Consider the following 24,640-nt stretch of genomic DNA (forward strand, 5'->3'; position numbering starts at 1 on the left):
CTAAATAATAGGACCTTCGCTTCCGATATATGAACTATGCGCTAGAACCAATCTGTCAGTGAAAGTGAGGGGACCCAGTGAACGACGCAACAACCAAAACGGACTCCAACGTCCGAATGATCAAGGAGGCACGACCGTTGAAGAAAAATTTCCGTACTATAGCAAGCCTGTTACTGGCTGTAGCTATGTTCTTTTCCCTAATTCCAGCTTTACCGGCTTCGGCTGCTAATGGAGCTTTGTATTTTCACTTTTCTAATTTAAGCACAGATCCGAATTCACCAACGCCGGAGAACCGGAGCTCTATTTCGGTTTCAGGTACCTACAACGGCATTAATCCGAATACCATTCAGTATGAGATCAAACGTTTTGATGACACAACTACGGGCGGTACCGGCGTAAAGCCGATCCTGAACGAAGCAGCGAATACGTTCGAGTTTCTGAATGTGCAGTTGAATCAAGGCGTGAACAAAATCATCGTGTCCGGTATGAGCACGCAAGGCCAGCAGATGAGTGCCACGGCTTATGTGAAGTTCTCCGATGTACCTGCTGTGTATGAAGTAGCGCTCAGCGATGGACGCGTGTTGGAAGAGAACGCCTCCAAACCGGTTGTGGTGACCACGCAGACTGTTAGTATCTCGGTCAAAGCAACCAACGGTTCGAAGGGCGTGACCGTTAACGGTATGGCTATGTATGCCGGCGGCGGGGACACGTTTTACTCCGCAGGGCTCCCATTGAAGAAGGGTGTTAACGATTTGGTAATTGTTGTGAACTCCGAATCGAAATCCCAAACCATCAACAGACAGGTCGTATATCATCCGACAGGCTCTTTGACGGTCAATCAACTGAAGATCGGCAGCACCAATATCGATGGGCAAGCCGTGGTAACCGGTAATGTCAACGGCGTTATCTCCGGTTATATTATCGTGGATGCCCCTCCTGCTGGTACGCCTGCAGTAGCTCCAACTCTAGATGTCTCCGTATTTCCACTAGGATCCACGGTGCCAATCATGAACTCGCCGGCATCTGTAGGTGCAGCAAGCGTGCTGGGCAGTACCTTGATGTACCCTTTTACAACCACTGGCTCGGTGAACATCACACAGAGCGGGGAGTACGTTGTTTATATTAAGGACAATAATTCAGGGTTTGACGTGCAGAACACCTTTACTTATCGGGATGTTAACGCACCTACAATCAAGCAGGTGTACCAGCTATATGGCGTAACGGAGAGTGGCGGTGCGGTATCAGCTACTTCCCAATCCATTTTCCCGAGTGGTAACGATACAGTCTTAAACGAACTGCCTATTTATTTAATGGTGGACCAAGTGAACGCAGGTAACGTTGAGATTGAATCCAGCAAGGGCGGCGGGACGATTGCCCAGAAATTCACCTACAACGGTAACACGGTCTTCAAGATCACAAACCTGCCTACAGGTCAGCAAAATCTGATCATCAAGGCCAGCAATGGATCGGGCGTCTCCGATACCAAGGTGATTCCGGTAACGTTCCTGTCCTCCACATATATCGATATTTTTAACTTGTATAACAATCAGGTGTTTAAGAACAGTTCAGATTTTAATCAAGTCACAGGACGTATTGTCAACTACACGGGTACAGCAGGACTTACCATTTCCTTGAATGGTAACACGCGCGATTTGCCGGTGAGCGGAAATGGTGAGTTCAGTTTCACGGATACGACATTCCTGCAGCTGATTCCAGGTCCGAATACGTTGGTTGTCGCTGACAAGAGCGGGAAAATTTCGACGAAGCTGACTCTGCTTTATTTTAGCGATACCCGTTCGGTAATCAAAAACATGATTCCATTCCCGGTTGGCTCCGCAACGGAATCCGATCCAGATGGATTGTTCAGAGAAACGGCTGAAAATGCTTATAACACATATGAGAAGGCCCTGGGTCTTCGCTTTGAAGTTGAATACACCGACGAAATTACGGTCAACCTCAGTCATCCAACACCAACCATTTTTGCAGTATTCACGAAAAATAATGTTGGCACATGGACTCTTTCAGGTGGGGCACTGAAGACTCAATTGGACGCTATCAACCAAGCGGATCACAGTCTGTACTATTCGATTGTCAACGGAGCTAACTCCAGCTCTGCCCGCGTTGTATTTAAAGAGCTTGCTCTTCCAGAGGTTGGATTGCAGGCGATCAGCATCGGTTCGCGTTATCAATCCGTTACGACTACGGATACCATCGAAATCACACGTGAGCGTGCTCCTTACCAAGTGCTGTCTCCTAAGCTTCCTAACGAAGGCGTGTTGAAACAGAACTTTGTAGAAGTGAGCATCAAGGCAGAGGGAGCCGACTCGATTCTGATTGGCAAGACGCCAATGGTGAAATCCGAGACCAGCGACATCTTCCGTCTTGAGGTCAAGAACCTGAAAAACGGCAAAAACACGATTAAATTCACGATTGAACAAGGCACCAAAAAGACCAATGGACAGTTTGTTGTAACTTACACAGATGATGCAACAGAAGGTTCGCAGTTTAAAACGAATATTTCAAAATCGGGCAAAGTATCGGTATTTAAAGGCGGCGTATCGCTCTCCTTACCTAAAGGCACCGTGCTTCAACAGGCAAAATCAAGCCCGAATGCAGAAGTACCGACCATCAACCTTCTTGGCGAACACGACATCCTGTTCGGTATCGCGAATCAGATTGATGGACGGACCATTAAGGCCTATAACCGAATCGGAGAAATCGAGAACGGTGTTGAAATGGACGGACGCCTGGCATTGATTCCAGGGGATAACAACAATGCGTTCCGTTTTACGCCAGCTGCGCATTACGGATATTCTTCTCCGCTTTACTGGCTGGATGCAGGTTCGCTCAATGCATACAGCAGTAATGTAGAAGACTTTAATGTAAAGGCAGCAATGCATCCATACGCAAAAGGGAACGAATTCCATCAACGTCTGATTCCGCAAAACTGGATGGAGCTCTCTCAAAAAGGTACGATTACTTTGAAATACGATTCTGCTTTGGTGAACTCGGCCTCCAGCAACTTGGGAATCTGGTGGTATAACCCTTCCCAAGGCACATGGAATAACATTGGCGGAAAAGTAGATGCCAAGAAAAAAACAATCACGGCACCTTTCAAAGGCTTTGGATATTATGCAGTCAAATCCTTGCGTTACAGCTATTCTGATGCGATATCGCATAAAACAGCTCGCAACGATATCGAACTGATGTTGGCCAGAGGATACATGAAGGCGTCTAAGCCAGATGCATTCGGTGTCTATGATCCAATGACCCGCGGTGAATTTGCTACCATTATAGTGAAGCTGTTGGATATCTCATTGGATTATGACACAGATAAGAACAAATTAACCTTCGATGACATTTATCAGGAAAGTGTAGTTAACAGCATGCAGTGGGATTACCGTTATATCGAGACAGCAGCCAGAAAAGGAATCATTCGCGGCATAGCGCCTCGAAGCTTTGCTCCGAATATGGAACTGACTCGAGAAGAGGCGGCGAACATGATCGCACGTGCATTAAACCTGAAGATGGGTGAAATCGAGAAAGATAAAGCGGCACTTCAGAAGGAGTTCGAAGATGTCGGCATAATCAAGTCGAATTACTCCTATCCTGCCATTCTTGCTGTGAACAAGGCCGGTATTCTGACGGGCATTGCCAACAGTTTGAAAGAGGGCGAGAAAAAGCCCACGTACAACTTTAACCCGGATGCTGTGCTGAATCGTGCAGATACGGCAACCGTCGTGAAACGCATGATGAGCAAGCTCAAAATGCTGTAAGTCATATTAATAAGTAGAACTGCATGACAAAAGGAACGAGAGCACTGCCCAATTTCTGATGGCAGTGCTCTCGTTTATATTTGTGTAGCATCCATGAGAAAAGGGTGTTTATAACATAAATAACAAGATCTTATGGGTGCTGTTAGGGTACACGAAACCGTTTACCAATATCTATTGTTTTGTAATTTCATGTAGAATACGCTACAATAGCGGGAGCACATACTATTTTTAGAGGGTGAAGATGAATTTATGAAGCCGATATTATCAAAAGCGCAGCTCGACTACATGAAGGCGAAGACCAAGTTCGAGGAAAAAGCCAAAGTGATGGAGAAGAAAATTGAGCTGGCTCGTGCCGCTCATGATGAGGTAACTCAGGAAGTCATGGAGGGACTCGTTGTTGAGACAGGTTTTCATGATTCATTTAACGAAATGACAGCGGCTGAGAATGCGTTGATACAATGGTCCCACACGACAATTAAACATGACAAGACATATCGTACGAATAAAGCAGAGATTGATTTGATGTACAACACACTGCACAGTAATCCAGAGATGCGTGCACGTATTATCCAACTTGCTATGAAGATTCGATAGTATCCTACAGAAGGCGCCTACAGGGCGTCTTTTTTTGTTGTCGGAATATGTAAATCGATAATTGTTATATGTAGTGATGAAGTTCAAGAAAATTTTTTTAAAAAAACTTTGCAATTGCCGCAACTTTTTGCGAAATCAAACGTTTATAATGTAGAACGCAATGAGGAACCCAAGATTATCCGAAACAAGAAACTTGTCTATTAATTAGAAAAATGTTCTTTACGGAGTATGGGACTCGTTGTATAATACCTAGGTAGGATTAGGAATCTATTCTAGTTTGTAGTGTTCTCTTGTTAACAAGATTCTGTGATATCGTCACAGACATCATTTATGATTTATGCTCAACTCGGGAAAGGAGGTGCACGACAATGAGTGATAAGAGCTACCAAATTAAAGAAAACAATCAAGTGATGATTCAAGGAGGAGAAAAAAAGGTTATGAAGAAAATTTTATCCGTAGCACTGTCTACAGCAATGGCATTCTCCATGTTTGCTTCTGTTGCATTCGGTGACGATGCGCTTAACACACAACAGAAATTTGATGTACTGAAAGAAAAAGGGATCTTCACTGGTTATCCAGATGGTACTGCTGGCCTCGACAAAGACATGACTCGCGCTGAGTTTGCTAAAGTCTTGGTTGGTATCATGGGTCTTGAGCCAATCGAAGGTAAAGCATCTTTCAAAGACAAAAACTACAAAGCTGACAAATGGCCAGCTCCTCATGTAGAAGCAGTTTATGCTGCTGGTCTGATGGAAGGTAAAAACCTGACGAAAATGATCTTCGACTTCAACGGTAAAATCACCGTACAAGAAATGGCGAAAGTTCTCGTTATTGCTCAAAAACTTGAAATCCCAACAGAAACTAACAACAACGCTTCTGACTGGGCTAAAGGTTATGTTCAAGCAGCAATCAACTCTGGTTTGGTAGATGCTAAAGCTAACCCTAAAGCTAACGCTTCCCGTTCCCAATTGGTTGAAGTTGCTTACACAATCTACCTGACTCAACAAAAACCAAAAGTGGTTTCTTACGATGTAACTGAGAGTGGTAAAGTTGTAACTTTCAAACTTGCTAACAACGAAAGCGTGAAAGTTGAACTGGAAACACCTCTGAAAGCTAACACTGCAACTGAAGTGAAATTTACACATAACAACTACGAGTACACTGAAAGTGTAACTTGGGCTGTGACTTCTGCTACTAAAGTTGAATCCGCAAGCTCAAGCAACCTGAAAGAGGTTGATGTAGTATTTGACGGTAAGGTAGACAAAGCGTCTGCTACTGACAAAAACAACTACAGTGTTGATGCTAATTCCAAGGGAATCAAATCGATTACTTTGTTGGAAGATGGTAAGACAGCTCGTATCTTGCTAAACGAATCCAGCAAATTCACACAAGGAACAACTTACAAAGTAGTTGCTAAAAACGTGAAAAATGATAGTGGTTCTGTATTGCCGCAAGGTGAAGTTTCCTTCACATCTGCTGACAACACATTGCCTACAGTGACTGAAGTGAAAGCTTTGGGAACTAAAGTTATCAAGGTTACTTTCTCTGAGCCAGTTATTGCTCCAACTAGCAATAACTTCAAACTGGACGACAAAGCGTTTGTTGGTTCCGTAACTCAAGGTGCAAACCAAAGAGAAGTTATTTTGAGAGACTACACAGGTACAATCGCGGTTGGTGCTCATAAATTGACTACATCCCTGGTTGAAGACTATGCTGGTCTGAAATCTTTGGCTGACACGAAAGACTTCACAGTTGCTGTAGATAGCGAAGGACCAAAGGTTACTGAAATTTCCGCAACACTGGAAAAAGTAACTGTAACATTCGATGAAGAAATCGATCCGGCTTCTGTAACTAACGAAAGCTTCTACTGGAAGTCTGGCGACAGTAAGAAAACAGGTAAAGCAACTCAAATCGCTGCAAACGTATATGAAGTGGACTTCACTGCTAATCGTTTGCCAGGATATGAAACTACCCTGTTTGTAGAAGTTAAAGACTACTCCGGTAACGCTAATGCTGTAAAAGAACATAAAGTTACAGCAAGTGTTGATTTGGTTCAACCGCGCGTTGTAGAAGTTTCTTATGGAACTACTTACTCCAACCAACTGACAGTTCGTTTTGACAAAGCAGTTGATGCAGCTGACAGAAAATACTTCACCATTAAAAAAGGCGATGATGTAATTCCTGTTCGTGAAGTAACTCCTGCTGCAGGTGGAGACAACAAAGTATTCAATGTTTCCTTCTACAATACACTGGCTAATGGAACTTATAACATCAAAATCGCTGGTGTTCAAGACAAAACAGCTCTGAAAAATACTCTGGTAGAATACAACAGTACTTTTGTTGCTAGTGATACTAATGCACCAACTCTTAATGGCGTAGTTGATGCAAACAACACTACACGTAAAGTGACTCTGAATTTTGACAGAGAATTGGATCTTGCTACTTTGGGTAATGCTGCTCATTACTACATTGACTTTAAGAAAAACAATGGATCTTCTGTAGAAAGACGCAGTCTTCCTTCGGATATTCAACCACGTGCAATTAACGGTGGCAAGGGTGTAGTGTTGCAATTCCCAGAATATATTGATGGTACTGCAGTAAACTTTGATGGATCTGTGGAAGCAGTATACGTTAGTGGTCTGAAATCAAACACAGGCCAAGGTGTAGCGTTCAATAGATACGCCACTAAAGTTACTGCTCTGGAAATCCTGAGTGCGAAACAAAATGATTCCAAAACATTTGAATTGGAATTCAACACAGCAATCGCGTCTGCTTCAACTAGCGACTTCCGTGTTGGCGGTGTTTATCCTACTTCGGTATCCATTGATGGTACTAAAGTTACCTTGAAAACGGAAACTGCATTTAATTCAGGTTCGACTGTAGCAGTTGGAACTGTTTCTGGTAACCGTGTGGAAACATATTCTGGTAACAGAATTGATGCTGTAAGCAAAGATACAACGAATGCTGTAGCTCCTACAGTAACAAATGATTCTAGCCAGTTGTTGGTACAAACAGATCGCACAGTTGAACTCAACTTCTCGCAAGCGTTGACTGCTGTATCTCCTGCTACTGCTGCAGACTTTGCTAGTGACTTGGAAATCCGTAAATTGGGAGAAACCAATACACCAGCATTGAGTCCTAAAACAGGATATACAACTGAACTTATCAATGCAGGTAAAACAATTAAAATCACTTTCAATACTGCGACTTACAATGATGAGTACACTGTTAAAGTGAAAAAAGGTGCTCAATACATTCGCTCTGCAGCTAATGGTAACCCAGCGGCAGCAGAATCCGATACGTATACAACTACTGCTAATGGATTCTCCGACAATACTGGTGTAATTGCTCCAACAGATGCAGATTTTGTTGCTGACGCAGGAAAAGAAGGAAGAGCTGCTACTGTAACAGCTAATGGCCTCACTTTCACTGCTCTGAATAAAGGTACTGCAGCTAATGGTACTGACGTTAAATTGCAAACAGTAGCTAATGATGCACAAGGTGCTAACGTTGTTGTTAAAAATGGTTTCATCAATATCAAAGCGGCAGCAACAACTGCTGAAGTAGTTACAGCTGTCTATGATGCTAAAGAAGATCTTAAGTTTGTAGCAACATTGGATGGTGCTCCTAGAACTGCTGTAGCAGGAACTCATAAACTTGCTGACGGTGAAGTAGCTGTTGGTAAAGTTAAAGTGGTTCTTAACAAAAAAGCTACAAACGTAGCAAACGTTAAAGTTAACGGCAAAGAATACAAGGGTACTGATGTTGTTCTCGCTACCGATGGATTGAGCTTTGAAGTTAACGTTGGCTCTGATGAAGTAATTGGTAAAGAAGTTACTGCTGATGTGACTAGTGAAGTAGGTCGCGTGACACCAATCAAGCAAGCAATTAAGTAATTGTCAATATGTAATATTGACTGCTTGGAACACACCAGAGAGCATAAAGTTCTCTGGTGTGTTTTTTTATACTCTAAACACACGGCTGTTTTTACTTCTATTTTGTATAATTACAATCTATTAGTAAAGGTAAAAAAGTGATGATCTAATCCAGGAGGAAGAACAGGAATGAAAACTTATTGGAAAGTTTCTCTCGCCGCCTTGGCTGTAGGCTCTGGTATATGGATCGGTGCAATATACAGTAATACAGCTTCCGGCGCAGGCACAACCCCTGGCACCACTGACGACCCGGTCGTCACCAAAAGCTACGTAGACCAACAAATCCAACAAGCGCTGAATGGCGGTAGTGGAGGGAATACCAATCCCACAAATCCAACTCAGCCATCGCAAGGTGCTGATGAAGTCAAGAATGTTGCTCTGAAGCCTGGCAAGATATTAATTGCCGATGCTGGAACAGAATTTATTGTGCGTTCAGGTAATGCTGTGATTTACACTGAAGTCTCTAGTGGCGTTGCAGACCTTACAGATGGTAAGGATTTATTGAATGGACAAGCTGCGCCTAAGAATCATCTGCGTGAAGGCCGAGGCATTCAGGTGAAAGAAGGACAGACCAGCAATCTGATTGTCATGGTACGCGGCGGTTACACCATTAAATAGCGAACGACTAGTGTGCGTTAGGTACCTGCTGATATTGCTTCATCCTTCAAGAGACATGTCAGAGAATTTGGATTTTAATTCAGTATAGTCCTACACATAATTATTGCCATTAGTGACAACGTTTTATACGTGTGAAGGCTGTAATCTCGACAAATAATAACTTCTGTAAATACCATTACAGGAGGTGTTTGAACATGGCACGAAGCAGTCGAAATCGTCAAGTGGTACCCGAATGCCGTGAAATGCTGAAACAGATGAAATATGAGATCGCAGCTGAGTTTGGATTGCATGTTGGTTACGGCGGTGGCTCAAATGGAGCGGATACGGAATTTGGTTCAGAGCTTGGAGCCATCGGAGGGGGATCCTCTAGTCGCCGTGCTGGATGGGGCCATTTGACATCCCGTGAGAACGGATCTGTTGGTGGGGAAATTACCAAGCGTTTGGTTCAGAACGCCGAGCAAATCATTCTGGGAAGACTGTAGGTTTTTCATAATTTCGGTAAGAACTTATTCTTGAATAACTTCGATATGAAAAACCAAGAAAATCCTTGAGAATCAGCTCACTAACTGGATTGACACCTGGTAACAAATAAGTTAATATGCATGTTGAGGATTGTACATTTCAAACCTTTTCCTATCGGAAAAGGTTCATTTTTTGTGTAGGACCTCTTGATATATCATATACTATTCATATGGGAGGTTGATCTCATGTCTTTAACAGGGCGACGTTTATTTACATCTGAGTCCGTAACTGAAGGACATCCGGATAAAATCTGTGACCAGATTTCCGATGCGGTACTCGATGCTTTTTTGGCTAACGATCCTAACGCACGCGTAGCTTGTGAAGTCTCCGTGGCAACGGGTCTTGTTTTGGTCATTGGAGAAATTAGCACCAAATCAGAATACGTGGATATTCCATCCATCGTACGCAATACCGTGAAGGAAATCGGGTATACCCGTGCAAAATACGGTTTTGATTCCAATACATGCGCGGTGCTGACATCGCTGAATGAGCAATCTGCTGATATTGCACAGGGGGTAAACGCTGCACTGGAGAATCGTGATCCTTCCCAAGTGGACAAGGAAACCGAGAACATCGGTGCTGGTGACCAAGGCTTGATGTTTGGTTTTGCAACCAACGAAACGCCAGAACTGATGCCTCTTCCAATCGCATTGTCCCACCGTATCGCTCGTCGTTTGTCTGAGGTTCGTAAAGATGGTACGCTGGAATACCTGCGTCCTGATGGTAAAACCCAGGTGACGGTTGAGTATGATGGCAATAAACCAGTGCGTGTAGATACGATCGTTGTATCGACTCAGCATGCTGAAGAAGCAACTCTGGAGCAAATCCAGAAGGACATCAAAGAACAAGTCATTCTTCCTGTGGTACCAGCTGAGCTGCTGGACGCAGAAACGAAATATTTTATTAATCCTACAGGTCGTTTTGTTATCGGTGGTCCTCAAGGGGATGCCGGTCTGACAGGGCGTAAAATCATCGTCGACACCTACGGCGGCTACGCTCGTCATGGCGGCGGTGCATTCTCCGGTAAGGATCCTACAAAAGTAGACCGCTCCGCTGCTTACGCGGCTCGCTACGTTGCTAAGAACTTGGTTGCAGCGGGTCTGGCGGACAAGTGTGAAATTCAATTGGCTTACGCCATCGGTGTAGCAAATCCAGTTTCGATTAGTGTTGATACTTACGGTACGGGTAAAGTAAGTGAAGAGAAATTGGTGGAGCTTGTGCGGGGCAACTTCGATCTGCGTCCGGCTGGCATTATCCGTATGCTCGATCTTCGCCGTCCAATCTACAAGCAAACAGCTGCTTACGGCCATTTTGGACGAACCGATCTGGATCTTCCTTGGGAGCGCGTAGATAAAGTGGAAGCTTTGAAGGAACAAGCTGCAGCGAACTAAGTTTCGTATCTGAAAAAGTTTTAAACTGCTGAGTTACGAACCTTGGCATCTTTTCGAAGAGTAAATCATGGTCAGCGACTGTTTATATATCTGCTAATTCGTTCATTAATAGAGCATTACTCTATTAACCGACGCAGACTTATTACAAAAATGAAATAATTATAAAGCTGATGCCTATTATGGGTATCAGCTTTTTTTAATAATTTATTGGAAAAAGAGGAATATAATTTATGACAAACTAGTTACTTTTAGATGAAATTATAGTAACATAGGGTTGAATTACATACACTCTCAAAAAATGCTACTACATTTTTGCTAGAACTTGATGTAAGATACGCGAAAGTGTTTTTTTTATAACAAAATCGTAACTTTTTCTTAAAAATGAAGTCTATTAATTAGAGACTTTAAATGTTCGGCATCCGTGTTGAACGAGAGATGGGAGAGTTACGAATACATGGTTAGTCAGGGGAAAACACTGAAGACTGAGAAATCAGGCGTAGGCAAAAAATGGTTGATTATTACACTGGCAGGGGTTATCTGGGTAGGCCCTGCGCTTAGCAACGGAATACCGGTTATAGAGAATCTATCGTCTTCATCTGTAGCTCATGCGGCATCCGCGTCAGCTAAGAAACTAGGTGAAGAAATCATTACTTCCGGTGCGATTCTGATGAAATATCAGTACATTAACAGCACTGGGGGAAAATCGCTAGCCAATGTCATCCGCGTGGATCTCAATAACAAATACGTGAAGCTGGATGTCATGACAGGGCAAGGAAATCAATTTACAACGAGACAAAGCACGGGCGGAATGGCGAAGGAGAACGGCGCGGTTGCTGCGATTAACGGTGATTTTTTTAATACCGGCAGCGAAGGGGCTCCGATGGGTGCTCAAATATCGAGTGGTTTGTTGATGTCAACGCCATCTGATCTGAAAGGTATGTACGCTTTTGGCGTAACGAACGATGGAACGCCGATTCTGGACGAGTTTGCATTTTCGGGGAGTGTTACGGCTGAGAATGGAGCTTCATTCCCGCTTGCGGGCATGAACAAAGTCTCCTATGCGCCTGAAGGCACCGGATCAACGTATAGCCATGCGAATACAGCTTATATCTACACTAGTGCATGGAAGGCGGTTGAGCGTCCTAAGAACAGCTCGACGACGCCCACGGAGGTTATGGTAACGGACGGCGTCATTACGGATATTTCAGTGATGGCGGGATTGCCCACAGCGATACCGGAAGGTAGCTTTATTTTGCGAACCCATGGAGCTGCGGCAGAGTTCGTGAAAAAAAATCTGGCTGTCGGCCAAAAGCTGGACGCGAATTATGCGCTGGTGTCCAAAAAATCAGGTAAGGAACTGGACCCAACTACACTTCAAATGATGATTGGCGGCCATACCATTCTGGTTGATAACGGCAAGGCGACGTCATTCTCAAGAAACGTGAATTCGATTGGAGGAAGCCGGGCACGTACAGCTGTAGGTTACTCCAAAGACGGACGTTACGCCTATCTGATTGCTACGGAGAGCAATGACAATAGCAAGGGGATGACCCTTCAGCAGCTGCAGGATTTCATGACCAAGATTGGCGTATGGAAGGGAATGAACCTTGACGGGGGCGGCTCGACGACGATGGTCAACCGTCCACTGGCCGAGACCAATACCGAGCTTACCTTCAACACAGAATATGGCACGACGCAGCGCAGCATTGTAAACTCGCTTGGGGTGTTCTCAACGGCACCCAAGGGCAGCTTGAAAGGTCTGACGGTAAGCGGAAGCAACACCCTGCTCATCGGGCAGATGGGTACGTATGAACTGAAAGGCTATGATACCTATTATAATCCTATAGAAGCCGGCTCCATTAAGCCGACCTGGAAAGCCAGCAACGGCAATCTGGCCGTCAACGGACAAAGCATCAAGGCAACCAAGCCGGGTACAACAACTCTGACGGCAGTAAGCGGCAGCACAAAAGCTACCATGCAAGTTAAGGTGTTAGGTGCGGACGATATCGCCGCATTGACCACAGGCGTGTCGAGTGCTCCGCTGCAGGCAGGAACGAGCGTTTCCGTGCCGGTCACGGCCGTAACGAACAATGGTCAGAGCCTGGAAGTGCCGAGCAGCGCACTGAAATGGGAGTTCATCGGATTTAAAGGAAGTGTAAAAGACGGACGTCTGACGGTATCCTCCGTCAACAGCAATACGAAGGTCGGTTATGCTATCGCACGATATGACGGCTTTAGCACAGTTGTTATTTTATCCGCTGCAGGAGAGAGCACATGGGAGAACTTCGAGAACGTGAGTTACCCTGTGAAGTTCACCACGAATGTGCCAGCAGTTACCGGTACTGCAGCAATTAAAAATGGCAGCGGAACAAAAGCAAACTCGAAGGTCTTGAATTTGTCCTATGATATGACAGGCGGATTAGGACAGAAAATGTACGCATACGCGGAATTGAACGGCACAGCCGGGAAATCCATTCCTGCACAAGCAACGTCCATGACGATTGATGTGGAAGGAGATAATAGTCTGAACTGGCTGCGCGCTGAACTGAAGGACAATAACGGAAAAACCGTATATGTGGATCTGGCGAAAGCGATCGATTGGAGCGGCTGGAAGACTCTGAGCATGGATCTGAGTGGATATAACATTGCATTCCCGGCGCAGATGAAGCGACTGTATGTGGTCAACGTGGAAGAAGGTCAGGATGAGCGCGCTTTGACGGGTTCAGTATCTTTTGACGATATAAGGTTCATGATGCCTTCCCAATCAGGGAATGAAGGACTTCCAACTGGAAAAGCAGTCATGACTATTGGGCAAAAATCACTCGTGCTGAATGGTTCCAAAGTGGCAATTGATTCGGCGCCAATCTTGAAAAATGGAACCACCTACGTTCCGATTAAGCATGTTCTAGATGCCTTCGGCGGGCAAGCAACATGGAACCAATCCGCTCAGCGGGTAGGTGTGTTGAGAGGCGGTATGCTCATGGAACTGACGGTAGGCAAGAAGGAATTCATCCTGAACGGTAAGCGCAGTTCGGCGGCTGTCGCACCGATGGTTCAAGGTGGTAGGACTTTGGTCCCTCTTCGTCTCGTTTCCGAGCAATTAGGCCTTAAAGTAAAATGGGACAAGAACACGAAGACCGTTACGATCGAATCATGATATGGTATGATATGTATATGAAACGTTAGAAATGGAGTAGAGTGCGTGGATTATCAAGCCGATGCCATCGACCGTGTCATAAAAAACGCCATCAAAGTGATGGAGGACAGCAAATACCAGATGTTCGAAATATTGGAGGCGTCGCGGCAGGAGCTCGCGTCTCTCAATCATGAACTGCAGCGGACATTAAAAGAAACGACGGAAACTTTAGAGAAGGTAGATCAGCTAGAGCTGAACTATCGCCGTTCCCGGATCCGGCTGACCGAGGTTAGCCGGGATTTTGTCCGGTACAAGGAAGAGGATATCAAGCAGGCGTATGAGAAAGCAACGCAGCTTCAGCTTGACCTCATGATTTACCGGGAGAAGGAAATGTATCTGAAGGCAAGACGAGACGAGCTGCAAAAGCGGGTTCGTAATGTAGAGAACTCGGTGGAGCGTGCAGAATCGATTGGATCTCAGATGGGCGTGGTGCTCGAATACTTGTCCGGAGAACTGGGCCAGGTTTCCCGAATCATCGAATCTGCGAAAAACAGACAGGTGATTGGCCTGAAGATTATTCTGGCACAAGAGGAAGAACGGAAACGCATATCCCGAGAGATTCATGATGGTCCTGCCCAACTGCTGGCTAATCTGGTTCTTAGGACGGAAATTGTAGAAAGAATGCTCGCGAAGCAGGAATTTAAGATGGTGCAGGACGAAATAGTAGATTTGAAGGGCCAGGTTCGCTCGAGCCTGGAGGAAATGCGAAAAGTCATTTTCAATCTGCGTCCAATGGCACTCGATGATCTAGGATTAATCCCCACACTGCGTAAATATGTGCATGATTATGAAGAGAAATCGAAAATCCGCACGATCTTCGAGACACGGGGGAAAGAGCATCGTCTCTCTTCTGCGATGGAGGCGGCCATCTACCGGTTGGTGCAGGAAGCACTTTCGAATGCTGCAAAACATGCTTACCCGACTTATGTGCTTGTTGAGATTACTTACCAGGCGCAATTGGTCAAAATCGTTGTACAGGACAATGGCCTGGGATTCAATGTCGAATTGCTGGAACAGAAAAGCAGGGACCACTTTGGGTTAATTGGCATGCGGGAGAGGGTTGAACTGCTCGAAGGGAGAATGGAGATCGATTCAGCCGAGAACCAGGGAACCAAGATCGTGATTCATATCCCGACGAACGTAGAAAAGAGAAAGGAGTAATCGGATGGAACATATGGAGAAAGAGAACGCGATTATTAAAGTATTATTAGCCGATGACCACCAGCTGTTTAGGGAGGGTCTGAAGCGGATACTGAATATGGAGGACGACATTGACGTCATCGGTGAATGCGGTGATGGAATTCAAGTACTTGAATTCTGTAACGAAGTGAAACCGGACATCGTGCTGATGGATATCAACATGCCAACAGAGAACGGTGTTCAAGCGACCGAGAAACTACGTGAAATGTTTCCTGAGATCAAGGTTATCATACTGTCGATTCATGATGACGAAAGTTATGTGTTTGAAACGCTCCGCAAAGGAGCTAACGGTTACCTCCTGAAGGATATGGAAGCCGAGTCACTGATTAACGCGATCCGTTCGGTACATGAGGGATATGCATTTATCCATCCAAAAGTAACAGGCAAGCTGATTCAACAGCTTCGTCGGATGACTTATGTAAACGAAGCAGGCGCTATGGCGGAAAGCGGTACGCGCGAAGCGGGAGTCAAGTTTGTGGCAGGCGAGAATAACCCATTGACAAGGCGCGAAGCGGAAGTGCTCAGACTAATGGCCGAAGGCAAGAGCAACAAGATGATTGGAGAATACCTGTTCATTAGTGAAAAAACTGTAAAAAACCACGTCAGCAGCATTTTGCAGAAGATGGAAGTGGACGACCGTACGCAAGCGGTTATCAACTCGATCAAATATGGCTGGGTGACGTTGTAATCGCCGATCCGAATGCACGGACGCGTCTTACATAGGGAGGGAACTGCCAAGGGCGGTTCCTTTTTGTTATATTATAGAGCATATAAGTTTTCAGCGAGCTCAATAATTGCAACAAAAACAACATTCTAACTGTGTATTGTGTTAGAGCCGTTCCCGTCAAGTTTAGTGTGGGCTCTGGTTACATAACTGTCACCGTCCCCTCCTGATCAGCATATATTGTTGATAAGAGAAGGAGGTGAGTCTCATGGTTGCCCAATTGCTGTGGATACTCGCGGTGTACGGGATCGCTGTTGCTCTGGTTCATATCGTGCATGCCCGTCATCTTAGAAGAGCCGGTGAAGGCACGGGGCGGCGCAGGCATTATGTGCTGATCACGTCCAACCATGAGCGGCAGGTGGAATGGTATTTAAGAGCCCTTTCATGGTATGCCCTGCTGAGCGGGACGCGTGTGCGTGTCACCGTCCTTGATGACAAATCTTATGATGATACGCTGAAGATTGTCCAAAGACTGACTCATTTGTCCGGAATCGAACTGGTGTACGGGACATGGAGATCCGATGGTCAGGCATCACGGGAACCCGAGGCAGATTCGAATGAAGATGAAGTGATACGGATCGATCTGAGGCATCCGATGGAGGCAGTTCAGATTCCTTATGTACAGGGTTAGACATCAAAAAGTTGTTGTTTCAGCTCCCAGGATCATATTCATATTGTTGAAGGCGTGAAGCACACTCCGACCCCGTAGGTGAGAGGTGTGCTTTTTGCGTTTTTTCAAAAAAGTTGTTAGAGGATAGGATTGTGCGTTGGTGTTTATAAAAAAACATGTTGTGACAGGATTCGACAAAGGACATCGAAAAGGGGAGCTATTGATGATGTGACGATCCTGGCACGGAGGCGCAGCTTTAGATATGAAACGGCCGAGTGGTTCGAGTGAATATCGGCTGTCCATCTTCATGATCATGTTTCTCTCTAATAGGTTAGATATGTTGTCTAACTTAGTTCTCTACTGATAGCAATTGAAAGCAAATTGAAAGCAATGAAAAAAATGAATAGGTACATGGGCTTTCTTAAACTTACTAGTACAGTATCAGTCACATGACCTTTACCCGCTTTATATCTCTTGATATTGGAGTTGATGTCCGTGCAGATTGCTATATATGCCATTCGCACATCCGAGAAATGGGAATGTCGTCTCTCCTTAGATCTGCGAGTGGATTTTCAGTGGTGGTATGGAAAGAAGCGATGGTTGGATGAGAGTGCAAATAATCCGATATTTGTATTGTTGTCCTCCCAGATGCCGCTAGGCTGGGCTGTTGAAATTCGCGAGGAATTTCGATCCATCAATGAAATGAATGAGTGGAGTGTACGAGAGTGGCAGAACTATGTACTCCTTGGATTAAGGGGGTCTTTACTTCAAGAGCCTGAAGTCAGCAGGCCTCAGTGGGGCGCTTTGTTCAAAGAGATACAGTTGTTGAATGGAGCTCGAATAAGGTCTCTGATGGAGATGGGAAGCACTGTTGAACATGGAGCTATGTTGATGCAGCAGGCAGAGCTGCTGATTCAGTGTATGGAAGGACGAGCCTTGCTTGCAGGCGAGGTCGAGGCTCTGTTGGCGGAGGTCGCCGGGGAGGACACCGGCGACTGGCGCTCCGCGGCCCAGCTCGGCGTCCTGCTGGGCCGCCTGCGCTTGGAAGCGGGACTGGCACAGCCCGCCCCGCGCCATTCGCCCGGCTGGCTCCGCCGCCGGGCCGTGGCCCCCCGCTGCCGGCGATGCGGCAGCGAGGCCCGTAGCCGCACGGCATGCGCCGCGTGCGGCTCGGCGGCTTGCGCCTATTGCGAGGCCTGCCTCGCCATGGGGCGCAGCCGCGCTTGTGCCCTGCTGCTGCATGGCGCAGCAGGGTCGGCCGTGCGGGGCACGGCCGGAGGTGCCCCCACCGCGGCCTTGGGCCGGTGGGGGCTTAGCGCAGCGCAGAGCGCCGCCGCTGGCGCTGCGCTGCAGTTTTTGGCGGAGCCGCCCGCAGGGGGCTCCGCGGGGCTCGCCCGGTTTCTCATCTGGGCGGTGACCGGGGCCGGAAAGACCGAAATGATCTTTCCGCTTTTGCAGTCTATTCTGGATGCAGGTGGCCGCGTGTTGGTCGCTGCCCCAAGAAGGGATGTGGTGCTGGAACTTGCGCCCCGTTTATCCAAGGCTTTTCCGGAGGAGACGGTAGTTACGCTATATGGAGGAAGTCCGGATCGGTGGAAGCGGGGGAGCATCACGCTGGCAACGACGCATCAGCTTCTGCGTTTTAGGGGAGCTTTTGACCTGGTGGTTATCGATGAAATCGATGCATTCCCTTATCATAATGATCCGATGCTGGATTATGCGGCCAAGGGGGCTTGTAAAGCAGGAGGGAAATATATCTACCTGTCAGCCACCCCGCCAGCGCCGTTGCAGCGGGAGGCGGCAGCAGGCCGTTTGCCTCATGCTAAAGTACCCGCGCGTTTTCATGGTCATCCGCTGCCTGTTCCACATAAGCTTAAAATTCCCACAGTGAACCGATGCTTGCAAGAAAAGAAGCTTCCCCCGGGTTTGGTTCGTAATTTAAGTGCATCTCTTTCTCGCGGCGCTCAGGTGTTCCTATTTGTTTCCCGCATTAAGCATATCGAGCCTTTTCTGGAGCTGCTCCGCAAGGCGATTCCCAATGCACCGATTGAAGGGACATCATCCATCGATCCGAATCGGGCAAGCAAAGTGATGTCCTTCCGCAACCGCGAGATTCGTTTGCTGGTGACAACGACGATACTCGAGCGCGGAGTAACGGTTCCCAAGAGTGATGTGTTTATTTTGGATGCAGACAGCGAGCTTTTTGATGAGGCCGCTTTGATTCAAATGGCTGGTCGCGCGGGTCGATCCAAGGATGATCCGGCAGGGCGGGTGGTATTTGCAGCACCCCAGTGGACTCGATGCCAAAGCTCGGCCGTTCGGCAAATCAAGGCAATGAACCGAATCGCCGGTAAAGGCGGGTATTTACGATCATTCGAGCAATTGTCGAGTGAGTAAGGGAGTAAGAACAGGGGGGATTTTACCCATGGAGTTTTAGGAACTCTAAGCGTATAGGCTGGCGCTGTTTTTGTCGGAATATGGTGACGATGACTGTTGGATGTCTTAAACTGTGAGGGCTGTAGTTGGAATACACTTCATGATGTTCAGTTCAGGATTGCTATAGTGATTGTAGAAAGATTGTACTCTCTGAAGTAACCATCGGATGTTATGCAGTACGGTTGACTAATCTATTGAAAATTCTTGTATCTGTAAATAAATCCAACCTACCATCCCAAAAAGGAGAGGGGCTGTCGTATTTGATGTCAGACGTCTTCGCCAAACTGCTTGGTCATATGCATCGTTTGCTCAAGCCGATGAACGAAACCTGTCTCGCTTGTGGTAAAAGCGCTTCTCTTGCTCGAGAGCTTCCAGGGATATGCTATGGCTGTTCCAGGCAAATCCCTTGGATCGTTAACCCCCGATGCCTGCAATGCGGACGGGGGATTGGTTGTCCAGACTGCAATAGGTTTGGAATGAGCATGAGCAAAAGAAGTTTTATTTTGAACCGAAGTGCGGTGACCTACGATGCGCAGATGAGGGAGTGGTTAGCACAATATAAATATCGTGGGAACGAGCGTTACGCTCCGCTTCTAGCAGAAATGCTGCTGCGCGCATATGCCTTGCTTCATAGGGAAACGAATATTCATTTACATAAAAGGGGGTTAAAGAACCCTCGAGCCGAACCATGGAATGTGCATGCCGTCACCTCGGTTCCGGTAAGTGATGAAAGGCTTCGAGAGAGGGGATTCAACCAAGCCGAAGTACTTGCCCATGGGCTTGCGTTTCGAATAAAGCTTCCTTATTTCCGGCTGCTGGAGCGGAAGCGCCACACGGATAAGCAGAGTTTTAAGAGCCGGATGGATCGGCTCAAGGATATGGAAGGGGTGTTCGGTGCAGTGCAGCACGTACCCGATGTGCTAGGGGTCATAAACAGGCAGGCCGCCAATCGCATCCCTTCTCCAGCTGGAACCTCGCATTCCCGTATGAAAGGTCCCTTTCGTATACTTTTGGTAGACGATATCTACACAACAGGAAGTACGATTAATGCTTGCGCAGAGGTTTTACGGAGTTATGAAGCAAACCTGGAGATGCCGATAGAGATCTACAGTTTAACCTGGGCCCGCTCGTAAATACCGGAAATCAGAAAAATGTGTGGATTCTCTTTTTGAACGATAGACGTAAGGCCTAAGATAAGGTAATCTAGGGGTATCAAAGGTTCTATGTGGCATGGAGGTTGTTGAGCATGAATCTGGGGAATTGCCCTCGGTGCGGCAAGTTATATACCGTTAATATTCGGGAAATGTGTCAGGATTGCATGAAGGTTATTGAAAAAGAATACGAGAAATGCGCAACCTTCCTTCGTGAGCAAAGAGGTGCTACCATTCACGAGGTCTCTGAGGCTACGGAAGTATCCATGAGGCAGATTACGAAGTTTATCAAGGAAGGCCGGATCTCGATTGCGAACGCGCCCAACATGGCTTACCCTTGCGAAGTATGCGGGACGTTGATTCGCGAGAGCAACATGTGCGAGTCCTGCCGGACGCGATTAACGAGAGAACTTAGGCAGGCGGCTGCAGGAGACCAGGAACATCAGCCTGGGTCCGGAAAAGATAGAGAGACTTACCGCGCAGTAGATAAACTGCGCAAATACTAACTTTTGAACTATTAACAATGTTTCATATCCGACCGATAAACTTAGTAAAGCTTATCGGTCTTTTATTTTAAGTGAGGTGATTTGACGTGAAGATTAACGAATCGGGACGTGTGAACGGCATCAATTCGTATCAACGGAATATTGAATCTCGGGAGATGCAGCATATCGATAAGAAGAAGCGCCGCAAGGATGAAGTATCTATCTCACCGGAGGCGATGGAACTGAGTGCACAGAGTAAAGTACAGGATCCGGAGCGCGCGGAGAAAATTCAGCGTTTGAAGGAATCCGTAGCTAATGGTACTTATGAGGTGCCCGTCGACCGTTTGGCGGACAAATTGCTCCCGTATTTTCAATCCTACAATAAATCAGGTGAGTCCAAGTGAGTGCTAGAACCATTATCGAATATATGAAGCGTCAGGATGAGCTGCATGAGCAGCTCATAGAGGCAGGGAAAGATAAAAGGCAAGCCATTTTGGATAATGATGTGGAACGTCTTACAGCGGTCATGACCAAGGAGAACCGCCTGCTGAAGCAGGTGGCGGAAACGGAAGCACTGCGTCAAGGCGCCGCAGATGATTTTTTGCGTGAGAAGGGCATCCGCTCCCAGCTTCAGCTGACGGTTACCGAAATGACTCGTCTTGTATTTAATCCGGATGAAAAAACAGAGCTGCAGGATGTGCAGGAGCAATTAATGGACAGGCTCATAGAACTCAAGGAACTGAATGCCATCAACCGCGAGTTGATCGAACAGTCCCTGGCGTTCATTGACTACAGTTTGAACTTGTTAGTCAGCCGTCCAGAGGATGATTTGCTATATCAACATCCGAAGCATCAAAATCCGGCCGGCAAAGGCCGAAGCATGTTTGATACCAGGGCATAAGCAGAAAGGAAAATGTACGATGAGATCTACATTTCATTTGCTCGAAATCGGAAAGAGGGGCTTGATTGCCCAGCAAGCTGCGATTAACACAGCTGGTCATAACGTTACGAATGCTAATACGCCGGGTTACTCTCGTCAGACCACACGCTTGGTTGCGGCCAATCCTATCGCTTTTCCAGGAATGCAGCGTTCCCAAGCGGCCGGTCAGCTCGGGATGGGTGTCGAGGCAGATAGTATCAGACGGGTGCGGGATTTCCTGCTGGATATTGAGTACCGCAACCAGAATACCAATCTGTCGACGTGGAGCGTACAGCAAGAGACGCTTTCGAATATTGAGGGGATTTTTAATGAGCCTTCCGACAGCAGCTTGAGCGCAAGCATTGCGGAGTTCTGGACCGCCTGGCAGACATTGAGCAAAAACCCGAGTGATACCGATTTGTCGGCCCGTATGGCAGTTCAGCAGAAAGCTATCGCATTGACCGAGACGTTTAACCATATATATTCACAACTGGACACGCTCAGCAATAATCTGACTTCTCGTATTGACACTAAGGTTGCTGAAGCCAACAATTATATCGACCAAGTTGCAGAATTAACCCAGAGTATTAAACGGATTGAGGGTCTTGGCGATAACGCGAACGATATGCGCGATAAGCGGGACCTGCTGATTGATCAGCTCTCCTTGCTTGGAAACGTGAATGTAACCGAGACCGGGGATGTCTATCAAGTGACGTTTGGTAATCAGGTAGTGGTGGACGATATGACCTCCACGCCGATTACGAATGCCATAGCGGGGACATTAACCGGTGGAGAAATTGCTGGATATGTAACCTCCCGAGATGTGCACGTTCAAGGGTATATCACCCAGTTGAATATTATGGCCAACACATTGGCTACCGGAAAAGTAGAAGTTACCCTGCCGGCTGGAACGATTCTCCCTCCAGGCGTGAACATTCCGAATGCGGTAATGGATGCGAATAATCCTCGTAAACTTGCGGAGGATACCAAGCATACTGTAGACGGACTTAACGGATTACATAAACTCGGTTACACCTTGAACGAACCTGCTACTACAGGAAGTGACTTCTTTGTATCTGCCAATGGAGGTCCAATTACAGCAGGGAATATGAGGCTCAGTCAGAATATCCAATCCGATTTGAAAAACATCGGTGCGTCCTTACGGACCGAAATGAAAACAAATCCGGATGGAACAACATCCGAGGTGGTCCTGAAAGGTAACGGCGGCATGGCGCTTCTGATTGCCGGCTTGTCTGAACGTACATTTAGTTTTAATCCAAACAACAGCAACGGTGCAGTAACGGATATTACGAATTTTGAAGGATATCTCCAGTCTGTTATCTCCAAATTAGGTACGGATAGCAGCAACGCCATTAAGATGGTGGAGAACGGTACACTGCTGGTGGAACATGCAGATACACTCCGTCTATCCATTAGCAGTGTGTCACTAGATGAGGAAATGTCCGATCTCATCCGCTTCCAGCATGCATACAGCGCATCTTCACGTGTAGTTACTACCATCGACGAGATGCTGGACAAATTAATTAACGGCACCGGCATCGTCGGCAGATAGGAGGAGTAAATTGTGCGCATAACCCAATCTATGATGACCAGCTCCATGATGAGTGGTCTCCAAGGCAACTATCGCAGACTGGATAAATACCAGGAACAAATGATGACCCAGCGCCGTATTAATCGTCCTTCCGACGATCCGGTGGGTGTAGCCAGTGCTCTCCAGTACCGCGGCCAGATCACGGCAACAACGCAGTTTGAGCAAAATGCGGATGATGCGGATGCATGGCTTAAGTATGGAGATACGGTCATGACAGAAGTCACGCAGATTGTCCAAAAGCTGTCCGAGCTGGCAGTACAGGGCGGAACTGACACCGTACCTAAGGACGCTAGAGAAAATATCGCAGCTGAAGTAGATCAGCTGTTCCAGCAGCTCGTTTCTCTTGGAAATTCACAATTCAAGGGGAAGTATATTTTTAATGGTGAGAGAACCGATGAGAAACCATTCCCTGATGATCCAACGCAAACATCATATGCATTGGATGATGGTGAAGTAAGATATCAAGTTGGTGCTGGAATTACGGTATCCGTGAATACCCTGGGAGAGCAAGTATTTGGATCGTTTGGAGATACTTCAGGGATATTTTCTGTGGTAGACAATCTTAAGAAGGCGCTGTTAGCAGATGATACAGCAGGTATCCAAAGTGCCATCCCTTCACTGCAGAAGAACCTGGAAACCACAATTACCGCCCAAGCGGAGATGGGTGGTAAACAAAATCGTCTGGAATTCACCCTTAGTAGACTGGGCGATTTAAATTTAAACTACATGGATTTACAATCTAAAGTAGAAGATGCGGATATTTCGAAAGTCATTATTGATCTCAAGACTTCTGAGAGTGTTTATCAGGCTTCCTTAGATACTATGGCTAGAATTATTCGTCCGAGTCTGTTGGATTTCCTAAGATAAAGGAGGATACGAATGAATATCCCCCGAATACAAATTCAGCAAGGGTACTCACAGATTGGTCTTCAAACAACGAAAGGGCAACAAAGAATAGAGCAGCCTAGACCGACCTTAAATATGACTCAGAAACAAGCCTCCATTGAGGTGGAACAAGCAAAGGGAACATTGGAGATTGATTCACGCAAGGCATGGTCAGCATTAGGCAAAGCTCGTTTTGAAGAGGCTACGGATAGAATAGCGCAGTCTTCTCTCCAGATTTCAATGCAGAATATTGGAGAGATAGCCCAAAATGGGGACCGTATGATGGCTACTCACGAGGGCGGTAATGTTTTTGCGGAAATTGCGAGAAATAACGTGTTCAAAGACCGCCCAAGGGTCGAAATAACGGGTGATCCAGGGTATGATAATGTGGATATTACATATACTCCTGGTCAAGTGAAAACTAACTATATTCTAGGTGGAGTTAGCTTTAATCCGGAGACGCATAAACCGATAATTGATTACTATCCAGGTAAGATAAATCCATATTTGATCAATCAAAATTTTATATTTATGTCGGCAACGGGGAAACAGCTTGATGCAGTTGTCTAGTTGAAGCTAAACAATA

Annotated in this window: 18 protein-coding genes; all 18 read left to right on the forward strand. The window is 46.4% G+C overall.

Annotated features, from left to right (window positions below; genetic code table 11):
• Window positions 1–137: 137 nt before the first annotated feature.
• The 18 genes from WDY75_RS02300 (at window position 138) to WDY75_RS02385 (ending at window position 24,624) form a co-directional block, all read left to right on the forward strand.
• Window positions 138–3,776, forward strand: coding sequence for an S-layer homology domain-containing protein (locus WDY75_RS02300; protein WP_063477999.1), 3,639 nt, complete (start codon window positions 138–140; stop codon window positions 3,774–3,776).
• Between the two features lie 249 nt (window positions 3,777–4,025).
• Entirely contained in the window at window positions 4,026–4,370 is a 345-nt protein-coding gene (locus WDY75_RS02305; protein ID WP_063477998.1) for a hypothetical protein, read from the forward strand.
• 368 nt (window positions 4,371–4,738) lie between these two features.
• The gene (locus tag WDY75_RS02310) at window positions 4,739–8,266 is read left to right on the forward strand and encodes an S-layer homology domain-containing protein (protein WP_063477997.1); all 3,528 of its coding nucleotides are present in this window, start codon (window positions 4,739–4,741) and stop codon (window positions 8,264–8,266) included.
• Window positions 8,267–8,434: 168 nt separating this feature from the next.
• On the forward strand, window positions 8,435–8,923 hold the full coding sequence (locus WDY75_RS02315) for a hypothetical protein (protein ID WP_338841909.1): 489 nt from the start codon (window positions 8,435–8,437) through the stop codon (window positions 8,921–8,923).
• Between the two features lie 194 nt (window positions 8,924–9,117).
• Complete coding sequence (locus tag WDY75_RS02320) at window positions 9,118–9,405, forward strand: alpha/beta-type small acid-soluble spore protein (RefSeq protein ID WP_063477995.1); 288 nt, start codon at window positions 9,118–9,120, stop codon at window positions 9,403–9,405.
• Between the two features lie 225 nt (window positions 9,406–9,630).
• On the forward strand, window positions 9,631–10,836 hold the full coding sequence (gene metK / locus WDY75_RS02325) for a methionine adenosyltransferase (RefSeq protein WP_006213067.1): 1,206 nt from the start codon (window positions 9,631–9,633) through the stop codon (window positions 10,834–10,836).
• Between the two features lie 454 nt (window positions 10,837–11,290).
• Window positions 11,291–13,993 (forward strand): stalk domain-containing protein, encoded by a 2,703-nt coding sequence (locus WDY75_RS02330; RefSeq protein ID WP_063477994.1) that lies wholly within the window; start codon window positions 11,291–11,293, stop codon window positions 13,991–13,993.
• Window positions 13,994–14,038: 45 nt separating this feature from the next.
• Window positions 14,039–15,193: a sensor histidine kinase gene (locus WDY75_RS02335; RefSeq protein ID WP_006213064.1), complete on the forward strand. Its 1,155-nt coding sequence runs from the start codon at window positions 14,039–14,041 to the stop codon at window positions 15,191–15,193.
• Between the two features lie 4 nt (window positions 15,194–15,197).
• Window positions 15,198–15,920 carry a response regulator gene (locus WDY75_RS02340; RefSeq protein WP_006213063.1) on the forward strand — a complete coding sequence of 241 codons (723 nt, stop codon included), beginning with the start codon at window positions 15,198–15,200 and terminating at the stop codon, window positions 15,918–15,920.
• 244 nt (window positions 15,921–16,164) lie between these two features.
• Window positions 16,165–16,587, forward strand: a complete 423-nt coding sequence (locus WDY75_RS02345) for a hypothetical protein (RefSeq protein ID WP_006213062.1) — start codon at window positions 16,165–16,167, stop codon at window positions 16,585–16,587.
• Window positions 16,588–17,061: 474 nt separating this feature from the next.
• A complete protein-coding gene (locus WDY75_RS02350; protein WP_063477993.1) occupies window positions 17,062–18,963 on the forward strand; it encodes a helicase-related protein in 1,902 nt (633 codons plus the stop codon).
• Between the two features lie 521 nt (window positions 18,964–19,484).
• Entirely contained in the window at window positions 19,485–20,135 is a 651-nt protein-coding gene (locus WDY75_RS02355) for a ComF family protein (protein ID WP_231887952.1), read from the forward strand.
• A gap of 113 nt (window positions 20,136–20,248) precedes the next feature.
• The gene (locus WDY75_RS02360) at window positions 20,249–20,659 is read left to right on the forward strand and encodes a TIGR03826 family flagellar region protein (protein ID WP_006213059.1); all 411 of its coding nucleotides are present in this window, start codon (window positions 20,249–20,251) and stop codon (window positions 20,657–20,659) included.
• A gap of 86 nt (window positions 20,660–20,745) precedes the next feature.
• Window positions 20,746–21,042, forward strand: coding sequence for a flagellar biosynthesis anti-sigma factor FlgM (gene flgM / locus WDY75_RS02365; protein ID WP_006213058.1), 297 nt, complete (start codon window positions 20,746–20,748; stop codon window positions 21,040–21,042).
• A complete protein-coding gene (locus tag WDY75_RS02370) occupies window positions 21,039–21,539 on the forward strand; it encodes a flagellar protein FlgN (protein ID WP_063477992.1) in 501 nt (166 codons plus the stop codon). The genes flgM and WDY75_RS02370 overlap by 4 nt, the downstream gene beginning before the upstream one ends.
• Window positions 21,540–21,558: 19 nt before the next feature.
• The gene (flgK, locus tag WDY75_RS02375; protein ID WP_063477991.1) at window positions 21,559–23,130 is read left to right on the forward strand and encodes a flagellar hook-associated protein FlgK; all 1,572 of its coding nucleotides are present in this window, start codon (window positions 21,559–21,561) and stop codon (window positions 23,128–23,130) included.
• A gap of 12 nt (window positions 23,131–23,142) precedes the next feature.
• Complete coding sequence (gene flgL / locus WDY75_RS02380) at window positions 23,143–24,036, forward strand: flagellar hook-associated protein FlgL (protein ID WP_063477990.1); 894 nt, start codon at window positions 23,143–23,145, stop codon at window positions 24,034–24,036.
• A gap of 12 nt (window positions 24,037–24,048) precedes the next feature.
• Entirely contained in the window at window positions 24,049–24,624 is a 576-nt protein-coding gene (locus WDY75_RS02385; protein ID WP_063477989.1) for a DUF6470 family protein, read from the forward strand.
• Window positions 24,625–24,640 lie beyond the last annotated feature (16 nt).

This window comes from Paenibacillus glucanolyticus (genome assembly GCF_037333485.1).
GTDB classification, from domain to species: Bacteria; Bacillota; Bacilli; order Paenibacillales; family Paenibacillaceae; genus Paenibacillus_AQ; species Paenibacillus_AQ glucanolyticus.